Annotated in this window: 11 protein-coding genes and 1 pseudogene; 5 read left to right on the top strand and 7 right to left on the bottom strand. The window is 68.8% G+C overall.

Annotated elements, in window-relative coordinates:
- Positions 1-229 precede the first annotated feature (229 nt).
- From AQJ67_RS18445 to AQJ67_RS18430, 4 genes are all read right to left on the bottom strand, one after another.
- Complete coding sequence (locus AQJ67_RS18445) at positions 230-1,279, bottom strand: ATP-binding protein (protein ID WP_208614994.1); 1,050 nt, start codon at positions 1,277-1,279, stop codon at positions 230-232.
- Positions 1,273-3,378 (bottom strand): Mu transposase C-terminal domain-containing protein, encoded by a 2,106-nt coding sequence (locus AQJ67_RS18440; protein WP_062720103.1) that lies wholly within the window; start codon positions 3,376-3,378, stop codon positions 1,273-1,275. Before AQJ67_RS18440 ends, AQJ67_RS18445 begins: the two co-directional genes overlap by 7 nt.
- The gene (locus tag AQJ67_RS18435) at positions 3,375-4,184 is read right to left on the bottom strand and encodes a TnsA-like heteromeric transposase endonuclease subunit (protein ID WP_244190498.1); all 810 of its coding nucleotides are present in this window, start codon (positions 4,182-4,184) and stop codon (positions 3,375-3,377) included. The genes AQJ67_RS18440 and AQJ67_RS18435 overlap by 4 nt, the downstream gene beginning before the upstream one ends.
- A gap of 109 nt (positions 4,185-4,293) precedes the next feature.
- Entirely contained in the window at positions 4,294-5,691 is a 1,398-nt protein-coding gene (locus tag AQJ67_RS18430; RefSeq protein WP_062720101.1) for a hypothetical protein, read from the bottom strand.
- A 292-nt stretch (positions 5,692-5,983) separates the two neighbouring features.
- Between AQJ67_RS18430 and AQJ67_RS18425 the strand changes: the two genes are divergently transcribed.
- The 5 genes and pseudogenes from AQJ67_RS18425 to tpg all read left to right on the top strand — a co-directional run bounded on the left by AQJ67_RS18425 (position 5,984) and on the right by tpg (position 10,742).
- Entirely contained in the window at positions 5,984-6,265 is a 282-nt protein-coding gene (locus tag AQJ67_RS18425) for a hypothetical protein (protein ID WP_031178603.1), read from the top strand.
- Positions 6,262-6,786: an RNA polymerase sigma factor gene (locus AQJ67_RS18420; RefSeq protein WP_062720100.1), complete on the top strand. Its 525-nt coding sequence runs from the start codon at positions 6,262-6,264 to the stop codon at positions 6,784-6,786. The genes AQJ67_RS18425 and AQJ67_RS18420 overlap by 4 nt, the downstream gene beginning before the upstream one ends.
- Positions 6,783-7,430, top strand: a complete 648-nt coding sequence (locus AQJ67_RS47705; RefSeq protein ID WP_159058787.1) for a hypothetical protein — start codon at positions 6,783-6,785, stop codon at positions 7,428-7,430. The genes AQJ67_RS18420 and AQJ67_RS47705 overlap by 4 nt, the downstream gene beginning before the upstream one ends.
- 517 nt (positions 7,431-7,947) lie before the next feature.
- Positions 7,948-10,175: pseudogene (gene tap / locus AQJ67_RS18410) on the top strand (telomere-associated protein Tap).
- Positions 10,176-10,184: 9 nt separating this feature from the next.
- Positions 10,185-10,742, top strand: coding sequence for a telomere-protecting terminal protein Tpg (tpg, locus tag AQJ67_RS18405; RefSeq protein ID WP_062720098.1), 558 nt, complete (start codon positions 10,185-10,187; stop codon positions 10,740-10,742).
- A 58-nt stretch (positions 10,743-10,800) separates the two neighbouring features.
- Here tpg and AQJ67_RS18400 read toward each other — a convergent pair whose 3' ends face one another.
- The 3 genes from AQJ67_RS18400 to AQJ67_RS18390 are packed head-to-tail and all read right to left on the bottom strand — an operon-like array spanning position 10,801 to position 13,443.
- Positions 10,801-12,567, bottom strand: a complete 1,767-nt coding sequence (locus tag AQJ67_RS18400) for an ABC-three component system protein (RefSeq protein WP_062720097.1) — start codon at positions 12,565-12,567, stop codon at positions 10,801-10,803.
- Positions 12,545-12,811, bottom strand: coding sequence for an ABC-three component system middle component 6 (locus tag AQJ67_RS18395; RefSeq protein WP_062720526.1), 267 nt, complete (start codon positions 12,809-12,811; stop codon positions 12,545-12,547). Before AQJ67_RS18395 ends, AQJ67_RS18400 begins: the two co-directional genes overlap by 23 nt.
- Positions 12,808-13,443: an ABC-three component system protein gene (locus AQJ67_RS18390; protein ID WP_159058786.1), complete on the bottom strand. Its 636-nt coding sequence runs from the start codon at positions 13,441-13,443 to the stop codon at positions 12,808-12,810. Before AQJ67_RS18390 ends, AQJ67_RS18395 begins: the two co-directional genes overlap by 4 nt.
- Between the last annotated feature and the right edge of the window lie 346 nt (positions 13,444-13,789).

Genomic DNA, 13,789 nt, shown 5'->3' with positions numbered 1-13,789 from the left:
GACGCTCGGAGGGGGGCTTGTTGGTGTATCGCGGGCTTGCTGGCCTCGTGTGTTGTGGGTTCGTTGAGAGAGGCCGGGTGCACGGTTCCAGCGGGCAGTTCGGGGTGTGAGCTGGGGTTGTGTCATGTGCGCTGAGTGGGACCGGGCTCGTTGTGGGTTTCGCCAGTGTGTAAAGGCTCGGTTGGTGTTTGTGCTGGTCAGCGCTGTTTGCCTGGTCGGTGGGCAGGGGTTAGCGGCTGCGGGTGGGGCGCCTGTGTTGTTCGGCGAGGTGGTCGAGCTGTACCGCGTCGAGGGCAGCTTTTGTGATGCGTTCGGTGCCGTCGTGGATGGCGGTGATGGCTGTTTGGCGGATGAGGCGGGTGAGGGATCCGATGCGGCCGGCGGTGCGCTGGTGGAGGTAAGCAGCGTGGCGGGGGAGGGTGCCGTTTTTGTGGTTGGTGAGGTCGAGGGCGTTTTCGATGTCGGTGATGACGTCGCGGAAGGGTTGGCGGGTGCCGTGGCGGGCGGGCAGGGGCCCGCAGGTGATGAGGGTGGCGCGTCCGGCGAGTTGAGCGCCCCGTGTCCCGCTGAAGAGGGGGGTGTCGGTGACGTTGATGCCGGCGTAGACGAAGGTGGCGGCCAGGCGTTCGGTGAGGTCTTTGAGCAGGTCGGCGGCCTGGGCGCCGGTGGTGGTGCGGGGGTTGAGGCGGTGGATCTCGTCGATGAGGACGAGTTGGACGCCCGCTTGGGTGTAGGTGTGGCAGACGGCGTCGGTGATCTGGGTCTGGGTCATGCGGGTGGTGGTGGGGATGCCGAGGTAGCGGGCGAATTCGGTGATGAGGGTTTTCGCGGTGGCGCCGGGCGGGACCAGGACGTACGCCACGGGTGCCGCGGCGTGGGCTGATCCGGGCGGGGGCGGGTTTTTGCAGATGTGGGCGAGGTGGCAGGTGCGGCCGACGTTCAGCAAGGCGGTGGTTTTCCCGGCTGCGGCGGGTCCGGTGACGATGAGGGAGGGCCGTGCGGTGGTCTGCTGGTGGCGGCCGAGGATCATCAGGGTGCGGACCTGGGTGGCGAGCTGGCTGATGGCGGGGGTGCGGATGGTGACGAAGGCGGAGTGGTAGGCCAGGCGTTCTTCGGTGCTGCGGGGCGGGTCGTCGGGCTGGGGCGGGGCGGGCGGGTCGGTGGTGGCGAAGCGCTGCCAGCCCTGCCAGGTGGTCAGGGGCCAGGACGGCTCGGCCGCATCACTGTCGCCGGCGCCGACTGGTGTGCTGCCCGCACTCTGTGGGTTCGGGTTCACCATCTGTCGGCTTCCTCGTGTGCGTCGTAGAGCCCGAATCCGGTGGCAGGGGCGGGGCTGAAGTCGCCGTCGGGCGCGTCGTCGAGATCGTCGATGCTGTCGTCCTCGCCGTGCTGCGCCGACTCGCCGGTGGTGGGGTCGGTGTCGTGTTGCGGATGTCGGGCGGCGGGGATCGGCGCTGTGGTGGCGCGGGCGACGAGAGCTTGTTCCGCCTTGGTGGCGTGACCGGTGGTCACGCGGCGCATGAGCTGGTCTAGGGCGTCGGCGAGGCCGGCTTCGTAGTGCTCGGCATCATCGTGGTTGCCGTGCACGGCGAGGGTGCGGATGTGCTGCCAAGTGTGGTCGTTGAACGGCTGGTGGACGTGGTCGCGGTGGATCCAGGGGATCTCGGTGAGGTCACCGTCGGGGAGGCGGATCCAGATCTGGCGGACGTCGTGGGGGTTGTAGTGGATCTCCCATTTGCCGCCCCGGCCGGCGACGGGGGAGGGCTGGCCGCGGTAGGGGGCGAGGAGGTCCGCGTCGTAGGTGCGGTGGTGGATGCGGATGCCGGAGGCGGTGATGGCCTGCCAGCGCACGGGCAGCAGTTCGAGGTAGTCGCGGCCGGTGAGCGGGACGGGGACGTGTCCGGCGACGGCGACGAGCGCGGCCCACATCTGGTTCGGTGTGAGGGCTTTGCGGGGCATCATCGGGTGGCGCAGGCCTTCGTGGGGTCGGTGGTGGTAGTGCACCAGCCACTCATCAAGCAGGTCTTGGAGCTGAGCGACGCTGTAGCAGGCGTCTTTCTCGGTGTCGGGGCCGCGGCGGGTGACGTCGCAGCCGGTGTAGCCGGGCAGGTGCTGGCAGAACAGGGCGTTGATGGTGCCGAAGGTCCGCTCGACGATGCCTTTGGCGGTGGGGGCGCGGGGCGGGGCGGGCTGGACGCTGATGCCGAGGTGCTCGCAGGCGGCGGTGAAAGCGGCGGAGACGAAGACTTTGCCGCGGTCGACGACGATCGTCTCGGGCAGGACGACGGGCCGGGCCGCCGCGCCGGCCAGGCGCTCGTCCAGCGCGGCCAGCCGCTGGTGGGGGAGTGCGGGAGCGTGGTCCATGCGCAGGATGTCCGGCCAGGTCGGCCGGGCGGGGTGCGGGACGGCCATCTCCGCCAGCAGCAGGGCCGCGTCGACGGCCTTGGTCGCACTCGGGCACAGCACGGCGGCGAGGACGGCGCGGGTGGCGACGTCGACGGCGATGGTGAGCTCGGGCCGGGCCAGGCGCCCGTCGTCGAAGAGGGCGAGAACGTCCAGGCGGGTGGTGTCGACCTGAATCTGCTCGCCGGGCCGCAGCGCCGTGGCGGGAGTGAAGGCCCGTCCGTCGACGCTCGCGGGCACCTGCCGGACGGGCCCGGAGGGCAGTTCGCCGGGCCGGGCCAGGGTGGTGACCAGGCGGTACAGCGTGGCCTGCGACGGCGCGGGCACCGTGCCGGGGCCGTGCCGGTCTTCAAGGATCTGGTTGATCAGCGGGAAGAGGCCGTTGATGGTGCCTTTGGAGCGGCCGCGGCGGCGGCGCAGTGCTTCGCGGACGGCGGTGACGACCCGTTCGTCGGCCCGCCCGGTGGGACTGGGGGTGCGCGTGCTGCGGTGGTCGAGCAGCCCCCACAGGCCTTGTTTGCGGTAGGCGAGCCGCATGCGCTGCACCGTGGTGCGCGAGACGCGGCCGAAGCCGAGCGCGGTGAGCTCCTCGGCCTTGGCCTGCTCGCGCTGGGCCAGCGTGTGCTGTTCGGGGTCGTACTGCGGCCGTACCGCCCCTTTGCTGCCGGGTCCGCCGGGCAGCCCGCATTCGACTTCCCTGACGTGCCGCTGCCAGGCCAGTGCTTTCTCGCGTGCCGCTGCGGGGGCGGTCTCGAACAGGCCCCACTGCGGAGCTGCTTGAGGCACGTCGGCCCCGATGACGGTGAAGCCCGGGTCAGCGAACAGGTGCCCGGTGAGCACGGCCTCACCGCCGCCGTCCGGGCCGACGAGGTGGATGTCCTGCCCGGCCAGGGCGACCACCTGCCACTTCACGCCGCGGAAGCGGACGTGTGCCCCGACCCTGACCGCCGGGCGGGCATTGTGCCGCGCGCTCATCCGGCACTTCCCGTCCTGTTCGGGACTTCCCCGTCCCAGGGGCCGACCAGGACACGCTCGTGCAGCGGCGTGTCCAGGCAGGCTGTCAGATGTCCGTGCCACAGGGCGTGGAAGACCACGGGGAGGACCTCGACCGGGTCACCGGCCGCGACGGCGCCTTCGAGCAGCGGCCGCGGCCGCGTGAACGCCTGAAGGACCGCGGGCATCAGACCGAGGCGGCCGGCGTTACGTGGATGGCGGTAGCCGGCCAGCCACTTCAGGTTCGCCGCCGCTGCCTCGTCCAGCGGGGCGAGCCGCTGGTAGGTCCAGCCGATGTGCGCGCACGCCTGCGCCACCGCTTGGGCGGCTTTCACCGCCCGCTCGCCGCCGGCCTCCGGATGGCTGGGGCAGTCGGCGAGCAGCGCGGTGCCGTCGGCACGACGGGCGAAAAGCTGCGGCACCCAGGAACGCACCTGCCCGCGGGTATTACGCCAAAGCAGCCGCACGGGCCGCCCCGCCAGCCCCGTCACGTCAGGGTCGCGGTCCAGGACCATCAGCTGGGCACGCATCGCGTTCGACCCCGCGGCTACGTGCCGCCCGGTGGTCGCCGACCACCACAGGCCCGGACCCCAGCGCCGCCCCGGGACCACCGGGAACGCCGACACCGGCGGCAAGTCCTCGAACGCCACGGTCATGGCGGCATCCGCCCACCGCTGCTGGACCGCCTGCCCCACCGGGTCAAGGAACACCGCCTCGAACTCGCTGCCCTGGTCCACGGCCGCTCGCCCTGCCCGGCTCCTGGGCCGGGCCGCTCCTGTGCTGGTCACCCGCGCCAGCCAAACCGCTCCCGCCGGCAGACGCCGCCGCTTTCAGTATTTCTGCCACGAACGAGAGCCGTATCAGCTAACAGCCGACCTGCCCGTTGACGCATCGCTCTCAGCCGCCGTTCTCCCGCCTGCCCGCCGTCAGCATCTGGCTGAGCACCTCAACGGGCATGTCCACCCACCGGGCCACCTCCTGAAGCGGCACCCCGCCGTTCACCGCTGCCACCGCGGTCCGTTTCCAGGCCGCCTCGATCAGGCCGGCACTGTGACCGAGCCCGCGCAGCAGCCGCCGGGCGACCTCGGCGGTCGGACCGGTCTGTACCCCGCGCAGCTGCAGCAGCTGCTCCTCGGCGCTGTCGATAGCGCTGGTGATCAGCCTGCGCTGCTCGGCGGGCACCGCAGCCCGCCACATCGTCCCCGAACCGGGCGCCTTCTTCTCCTTGCCCAGCACCCGCAGCTGGCCGGCCATGGTCGAGCTCTGGTGTTCCTGCCGCAGCCACCACGGGTCGTTGTCGTACCCGGGCGGCCCGCCAGCACCGCGGCGAAGGCGGATGACGCTACCCATCCACGCGATGAGCGGCCCGCCGTGGTCCGTCGCGGCCAGCGGCCCCAGCCATCCCCGCCCCAGCCGCTCACCGAGCCTGCGGCAGAACATCCCGTCGGCGGGAAGCGCCCGCGGCCGCCCGGCACCGCTGTCGGCCCACACCAGCTCGGCCATGGCGGGGTCCAGCAATGCGTCGGCCACCGCCACCACCTCCGGGAAGACGACCGCGTCCCGCCCCACGATCCGCCACCGCTCCAGATCACCACCTGCATCCCCGCCCGCGACCTGGTGCAGGCGCCGCGGCCAGATCGTCTCCCGCTCCCACTGCAGAGCCTGCTCCCACCACCGGGCCACCACCGCCTGCGCCAGCGCGAACACCCGCTCCGGCTCCGCACCGGCCCGCACCGCCCGCCGCACCACCCCGGCCCACCGCCGCTGCGCAGCGGTCACCTCCGGCAGGTGCCGCACATCCAGATACTCAAGGGGCTGGTCGGCGTCTGCGTCCAGGAGCCACCGCCCGTGCCGGAGACACACCCGCTCCCAGAGCGGCGCGTACCGCACCACCCGCACGGCCGTACCGGTTCGCCGGGCGGCGCACAGGCGGCAGCCGAATGCCACCGGCCCGGCGACCGCGCCGCCGATCCGCCACGCAGCCGCCGGCGCCCCGTCTTCCTCGGCGGGCAGCTTGGAGTCCTCCAACTCCCAGGACGGCAACGCCCGCGCCAGCACGTCTTCCTTGACACCGCACAGGCCTGCCAGGAGCTGCCGTCCGGCTGAGTTCAGCAGCACCTCGGCGTCGGCTCGCGCGCCCCCGCCGTCGTGCCCGGGCTGGTAGTTGCGCCAGTGCCAGCAGGACCGCAACACCTTTGCTTCCAGCCCGTAGCGGTTCGCGATGCGGCAGATCAGCGACGAGGTTGTCTCTCCCCGGAGGGGAGCGGTCCGCAGTACGCCAGGGCGATGGGTCACTCCACCACGGTCTCGTGTTCGCTGTCCCGGGCGGGCGCTTTTGCAGCGGAGACCCAGGCGCCCGTCCTCCCCGGGCCGTCACTCCCACTCGACGGCGCCCTTCAGACCGTTTTTCCTGTCACCTCCTGCTACCCCTGTGACCTGCGAAGACAATGCGACGGGCCGGGAAGCAGGGGGAGTTGGGAAAAGATCTTGGCCGTCGGCATCCGGATCTGGCCTTTGGCGGCGTGTAAGGGAGTGAAGGCCCTTGGGCCTTCATCAACGAGTTCGTTTCTACTGGGAGGCCTGGTCGATGACTTGGTCGTACTGGGCAGGAGCGGGCGGGGTTCCCCTGCTGCTCCTGCTGTTCTTCGCGATGCGCCGCGCCAAGGGCGTCGTGGAGATGCTTGTGAAGGCGTACATCGAGACCCGGACGGAGCGCGAGCAGCGCGCCACCATGGTCGCGATGGCGCAGTCCCTGCCCGACGGCGGCGCCGCGGCCCGCTTCGAGGAGGGACGGCCGGCTTGGCTGTTCCGCAAGGACGCAGCCGACCCGGCAGGCCACCGGGCCATCGCCACGCGGGAGGCTGCGTGAGCGAGGCCGCTACGGGAGCGGACTTCGAGTCCTTCGTCCTCGAGACCATCGAGGCGTTCTCCCGACTGGCCCGGGTTGAGGCGGGCGACCCGCACAGCGCAGAAGATGCTGTGCAGGACGTCTACCTGAACATGTACCGGCGGTGGGCGACGATCTCTGTGCAAGAGGGATCACTCACCGCCTACGGCCGCACCGCGGTGAAACGGGCGGTCATCGACCAGTTCCGTCGGAACAAGCGGATGGTTGCGGTACCGGTTCATGAACTGCCCGAAACGGAATCAGGCATCGGTATCCCCGAGGCCGCCTACGAAATGATCAGGGAAGGTATCGGCGAACTCGTCGCCAGCCTTCCTGAACGGCAGCGCGAGGTCATCACCCTGTGTGTTCTGCAGGACCTCAGCCCTGCAGTGGTTGCGCAGCGCCTCCAGATAAAGGAGGAGTCGGTGAAGCGCTACATCAAAGCCGCCGCCAACAACCTGAAGAAGTCCATCAACGAGCACAGCGAGGAGGCCACCGCATGACATACCTGTCCGCTTGGACGCACCAGCCCGAGGAGCGGGGAACCATCCGGCTCCTCGCCCTGTGGCTCCTGCTCGAAGGCTCTGAGCAGGCATTTTCAAAGGGCTCTCGGATCGGCGAGGACCCTGTCCAGGCGGAGGGGGGCCAGCCTTCGGGCTGGCCCCCGGCCCCCGCCCCCTGCCTGGAAGACCACGGAAACGGAAACCATCGAATCGGCGCGGTCCGTGAACTGCACGCTCTCCTGAAAAAAGAGATCGATGATTCCGCGACACCGCAGGAAACACGGCGCGTAGCAGAAATCCTTGAGTTCCTGGACCGGGATAATGTAGCGCGAAGCTGGTGGGAAAGGGCAGCTCTCAAGGGTGACGAGGATGCGCGGGACTATCTTCATATCCTCGATGTCGAGAGCGAAGAAAAGCTATCGACATGCTGTGGGCACGGGAAAGAACACGCTGAGGAAGCTTTCAGATCATTCGTGAGTGGCTTTGTATGCCGGTCAGCCGGTATTCGCGTAGCTGCAGACAGGGTCGACTGGGCTTTGGGGGAAGCCGGAGTCGGGCTGTCTGAAGCAACGCAAGCTCTCGTGCGTGAGATTGAGGACTTCCTGGCGCACTTGGACCACACCACCGGCGGGCCACGGTGCTGACACGACAGCGCGTCGCGCGCCCACAGATGGGAGAGTCTTTGTAGACCAGCCTCCATGAGGCCTTCACGTGCGAAGGCCGGACGACTCGTTGAAGTGGCGGCCCATCCCCGCGCCCGCGCGGGGATGGGCCGCCACTGCATTACCCATGGCTGCGTAAGTCGACTCACGGAGTCCTTCCGCCAGCCACGGCTGGATCGAGCACTCGCCACTGAAGGGACCACCAACCCAGTCCCCGGTTGGTGCGACGTCAGCTAGGGAGGCGCTACTGCGGACGCGGTGCGACTTACACCCACCAGCATCGAAGCGTGCTGGCCGGCTGCGCGAGCCTCGCCCACTCCGTTTTCTACGCCGCTGCCATGCCAGGGGCTCACCAAGCACCAACCACCGCCGGGCTCTTGCCGGGCTGTTGCCACTCCTAGCCGCCCAGTTACACGGGATCAAGACGCGAACGCTATCCGTACGCGCTTGGTACGCGACATGTGCGCTTCACGCTAGGGTCGGGGGCAGGAGGTTCTGTATGTCCGAGCTGTTCGACGCGGTCGATGCGCTCATTGCGTCCCGTTCCCCACTGCCGCCCCCGGCGGAGCGCAGGCGGCTGCGCCAGGCACATGGCCTGACGCTGGACGAGGTGGCCGCCGCACTGCAGGTGCGGCGGGCGACGGCCAGCGGCTGGGAGGCCGGCAAGACCGAGCCGCGGCCGCCGGAGCGTGACGCCTACGCCCGCATGCTCAAGCAACTCGCCCAGCTCTACCCCGTGGATCCCAACGCCGCGGCGCCCGCGATGGACACGGCGGTCCCCGAGACGCTTGCCGTCCCAGCCGCTCCTGCGTCAACGGGAGCGGAACCGGCCAAAGCCCTCACCGAACCCACAGGCCCGATCCTGGAGCCTGCTTCCGAGAACACCGCACTGCGCCCCGCCGCTGGACCGCATCCGGCGGCCACGACCAGGCCGACATCGCGCCGCCCGCCCGCGCGGAAAGCTGCCCCCGCCGGCACCTCAGCCGATAGCACCGATGTGCGGTTCGAGAACGGCCCGCTCGCGGTCGTCGACGTTGACGCCGGGGGCCAGGCGTACGCGTACGGCGTTGGCGGCCTGGTCCTGGATGTGCCCGCCAAGAGCATGCCGTTCCTGGTGGACTGGACGCTCAAGGAGGCGAAGCTCGGGGCGCCGAAGCTGTCGGGACCGGGCAAGGATGCCGATCCGCTGCTGGTGCTCACCGAGGCTGCGCTGGAGCGTTATGGCCTGCCAGTTGCGCTCACGGAGGAGGAGCGGCTGGCCGGGCGGATTCCGGAGGGGCACAAGGTCATCAAGCAACTGGTGCGCGCGGGGTGGCAGTTGACGAAGCGCGGGTTCGGGCCGTGGGCGCGGATCTACCGTCCCGCCACCGGTTCGGAGCGGGCCTGTGTCCAGCTGTGTATCCCGTCGTGGCATGCGCTCGACTCGCGGCACTGGGGCGAGGCAGGGCAGCTTCCACCGACGGAGCTCGCCCGCGTGCTGGGCGTGTACGCGTCCCGGGTGATGACGCCGCGCGGCTCCACAGCCGTCACCGGCCTGGAGCTGATGACCGCACTGCACCCGCCGACCCGCGCCACCGCGCCGGACGCCGACGGCAAGCGGCACTCCGAGCACAACCCCGGCTCGCTTGGCAAAGACCCGGTCGACTGCGCGCCGTGCGAGGCCCCCGACGGGCACCCGCTGCTCAAGGACCTGCCGCGCTTCCACGTGCGCGGCCCGGCGGAGAAGCTGTTTGAGGAAGCCTTCGACTGGGCGCGGCCGCTCACCGACGACGAATGCATGCGCCGCAACCTGGTCGGCATCGACGTGAACATGGCCTTCGCTGCTGGCACCAACGGGCTGATCGTCGGTCTTGGTGCGCCGACGCACGTCACGCGCCGGTGTTCGACCCGAAGCTGCCCGGGTCGTGGCTGGTTGACCTGTCCCACGTCGACCTGTCGAGGGTGAAGGTCGGCAAGGACAAGTGGGCGGAGCTGGACGCGAGTCTGCTGCCCAGCCCGTTCACGCCGAAGGGCGAGCGGCCCGAGGGCCCGGCCTGGTATGCCACGCCCACCGTGGCCTACGCGGTGGAGCTGGGCTACGACGTCACGCCGATCGAGGCCTACGTGCGCTACGACAACGGCCGCTACCTGGACGCCTGGTACAACCGGCTGCGCGATGCCTACCTCGCCACCATGGCCGACCTCGGCGTGCACGCGGACATGGCGTCGGCCGACTTCCTCGCGGCGATGGACGGCTGGCGCCGGCGTGACCCGCAGCTGGCGATCGTCGTGGACGCCATCAAGGCGACGGTCAAGGGCGGCCTGGGCAAGCTGCGCGAGCGCCCCCGGGGCGAGGGCTGGCGGCCCGGCGAGCCGTGGCGGGCCCTTGCCCGGCCCACCTGGCGGCCGGACATCCGCGCGGCGGTCATCGCCCGCACGCGGATCAACTTCCACCGCAAGATCGTCAAGCATGCGGCGTTCACCGGGCAGTACCCGGTGGCCATCCTGTCCGACTGCGTCGTGTACGCGGTCGACGGCGAGAACCCGCTGGACTTCCTGCCCTACCGGGACGGCAAGCCGCTGCCGGGCGGCTTCAAGCTCGGCATCAACCCGGGCCTGGTGAAGTGGGAGGGCACCCAGAGCGTGCTGTGGGCCGAAGAGGTCCGCGAGCGGTTCGAGGCGCCGGAACTCAACCTCGCCCGGTACATCAAGGACGGCACCGTCACCGACGTCGACTGCGGAGAGTAGGAGAGGGCGATGACCCTGTTCGGGGACGGCCTGGACACCGCGGTGCAGAAGGCGTTCACCCGCCCGGCGCCCAAGAGCGCGGGCGCGCAGATGCGCTACCTGGTCAAGCAGCTCAAGGGCACCAGGGCGGTCGCCCAGATGCTGCGGGTGTCCCAGCGCACCGTTGAGCGGTACGTGAAGGATCAGATCAAGAAGCCCCGCCCGGACCTTGCCGCGCGCCTGGAGCGTGAGGTGAAGGCCCGGTGGCAGCCGCAGATTCGGGCCAGGGCCCGGGAGAAGGCGGCGATCACGGGCGGCATCGTCATCGACACCCGGGCCCGTCTCGGCTACACCGCGCCGGTTGGGTCGACGGACCAGGACCGCATCCGGCACCTGACCGTCGCGCTGCCGCCCCGCTACGCCGCCCGCCTCTTCGACGCCCAGGAGGCCGGCGCCACCGAGCAGCAGCTCAAGGAGATCGCGGCCGAAGCACTCAAGGAGGTGTACTTCCAGGACGGCGGCCGCCGCGCCGGCCAGCTGGAGGAGGTGCGCTTCACGGACATCGAGCATCTTGAGTTCGACCTGTAGAGCCCGAACAGCGAGTCCCGTCAGTCACAAGGCTCCGCAGGGGCCGGGCAACGGCGGTCTACCTCTTGCCCGCCGTTTTGAAGCGGAATCCGAAGAGACCGCCGGTTTCGTGTTCGTCGGTGAGGCGGGGGTTGCGGATGTATGGCTCGGGATCGAAGCCGCGCTGTGCGGCCATACCCAGGCTGTCGGTGTTGATCGTGACGATGTACTGCAGGTTCTCCTCCACGGTGACTTCGGCGGCGAGCTTCAGGGCAGCCGCGACTTGCCGATCGTCGACGCCGTCGTAGAGGTGGCTGTCGTGGATGAGGAAGTCGGGGCCACGGCCGTGTCGGTGTGCCAGGACCGCGAGGGTCAGGTCGAAGCAGAAGATGACCATGTTGCTGATGCCACGGCTGCCGTCGCTGTCGATGCGCGGGGTGATGGTCAGGCTGTTGCGGCCGGCCTCGATGGCGAGGTAGGCCTCGCGCCCTTCTCCGTAGAGGCGCTGGGCGTAGTGAGAGAACAGCAGGATGGCTTCGTCAGTTTGCCGGCGGCGCTCCTGGAGATCGGTGTCAACGGCCTGCTGCAGTTCCACACTCTTCGCGGTGATCTGCCGGGCGCTCGCTTCGAGGGTCTGCGCCGCTTCGAAGCGGTGACGCAGAGCCTGGAGAGCGGCCTCGTCGCGTCCAAGGGCCGTCTGTAGGGCCGTCAGAGCCTCCAGCGCTCCTCCCTCGGCAAGATCTCGAAGGAGGCGGGCTTGGTCCTCGCCCAAGCGCGCCCGCTCCAAGCGGCGTGACTGGAGCCGTTCGGTGAGTTCGGCGATCTCTTCTTCCAGGAAGCGCCGACGGTTGCGGACCACTGAGTGATGGAATGTCCTCACATCTTCGAACCGTCGGCGGACCTGATCGTTGAGGACGACGCCGAGTTCTCGGTAGACGGGCTCGAGATAGTCGACCTCGACGTCGGTGGTCTCGGTGACGGCTGCCTGGAGCTCTTCGAGGTTGTGCTGGTCGATCACGTCTTCCTGCGCCAGTTGCTTGATGCGCCGGCTGACCTGGTCCGCTCTGTCCTTGAGACGCTCGTACTCGGGGACGACCTGAAAGTCTGCAACCTGCGCACGGAGCCGTTCCACCTGTGCCTCGGCCAGCGTGATCTGGCCCCTGAGGTCTGCGGTAGACCCCACGATGCGCCCCCACACGGGGTCATCGACCGCTTTCTTCAGCTGGGCACGCGTCGCCTTGCGAGCGGCCAGTTGCCTGTACTCGTCGACGAGTTGCCAGTCCAGGCCCAGCAGGTAGGCGAGGTTGGAGGCGGCTTCCGGAGCGGACTGGCGGGAGAAGGTACGGGTCGGCTCGTTGAAGCCGTGCGACGAAATGCGCCGGGCGAGGAAGGAGAGCAGCACCCTTCCGCTGACGCCCGGGTGGTCACCGCGCAGATCGAAGAGATCCCGCTCGATCAGCTGTGTCCACCGCTCCACGGGCAGCTCCACAGCACCTGTGCGGGGAAACATGGCACCGTCGTCTGTCCCGGTCACGTCCTCGTTGAGCGTCACGAATCCGGCACGCTGTCCGCTTCGGCGGACACCAAGCGAGCTGCTCAGCCCTGGCCAGTCCATTTCAAGGTTGAACGTGATGTGCCGCAGGGCCTTGTTCATGGCGAGCGTGGTGTTTGTCGCTCGAGATCCGAGCAGGAAGTGGATCAGCTCGATCAGGCTGGACTTGCCGGCGCTGTTGCGGCTGTCAGTGTCTGCGGACGAGGCGGTGGTGGACGCGACGATCAGGTTCAGGCCCTCGACGAAGGACACCTCTTTGAAGCGCTCGTCGTCAGCGCTCAAGCGGCGCAGCATGCATGCTCCTTGCAACGAGGATGTCCTGGTCCAGCTCTATGGCGCCCATGCTGTAGAGCACGTCCAGTGCCAAGACGAACCAGCCGAACGATACGGGCGAGGCGTGGCCGTGCTCGGCCCGCCATGTCCTCAGCCGGGCCCACGTCTGACTGATCGACCGCGGTTCGTCCAACTGCAGCAGGACCTGGGCGCCGACGGCCAGCAGGCACCGGTCAGGCGCGATGCCCTTCGTAGGAGTGATCACGCAGATATCCCGATCCCAGGCTGCCAGCCAGTTGGCGGCGCCTCGAAAATGTCGCATCGCCCGAAGAAATGCGCGAGTACAACGAGGGCGGCACGCAGCACCTTCGGCCGCGGCTGTGCGTTGCCCAGCACGTACATCTGGAGCTGCCACAGCACGTCTTCAGGGTCGTCCCAGTCCCTGCGGACCTGCTCGTAGTACACGCGGAAGCCCTGCGCGACCTCATCGTGTTCCAGCTCTCGCATATTGCCCGCATAGAAGGCGTCCACGAGGTGGGCCTGCCGCATCCCGCGGAGCAGGTCCTCGCGTGCTTCGCCTTCGAGCCGGTTGAAGTCCAGTTTCTCGATGCGCACGTCTGGCAGAGGCATGAGCGGGTCAGAGGAAGTTCGGAGTTCCTGAAGCTGTTTCAGGAGAGGCTCAAGATCATCCATCCCGATTCCGAACGTCATCTCCTTGATCGGGATCTCGCATCGGAGGACGTCTTCCGCCGTCACTTGGTCCAGTTGCATGCACTCGTGCCACAAGCGCCGGCTACCCATCTGCTCAAAGTGCAGGGCCGGCTTGCTGGCGGCTGCCTCGGACAGCATTGCTGTCACTTCGGGGTGAACGCCGCGTCGATCGTTGTGCACGAACACGAACGTGTCGAATTGCCCACTGCGTTTGGCGAGCGCACCGGCCAGATCGCCGTCGAACTTCTTGCGGATCTTGCTCGACTCACCGTCTGCGGTGCGTAGCAGGCGTACAGCTTGCGAGAGTGCAACGTAAGACCGGCTGCCGACATATCACCCAGACTGCCCGCAGTGCGAACATCCAGGAAGTCTGGGTACCTCGAGCACATGAGCCGGTGGAAGAAGTCCTCGAACTCGTTCTCGTACAACTCCGCCATGAGTTCCAGGAATTTAACGCGTGCGTAGGCGCGCTGCTCGTACCGCACATACCCCCCTCACCTACAAGGAGGAAAGAGTAGCTCTATGTGATCAC

The sequence above is a fragment of the Streptomyces caeruleatus genome (assembly GCF_001514235.1).
Lineage (GTDB): Bacteria > Actinomycetota > Actinomycetes > Streptomycetales > Streptomycetaceae > Streptomyces > Streptomyces caeruleatus.
The sequence above is the reverse complement of the archived record's forward strand: the minus strand, read 5'-3'. Positions and strand labels throughout refer to the sequence as shown.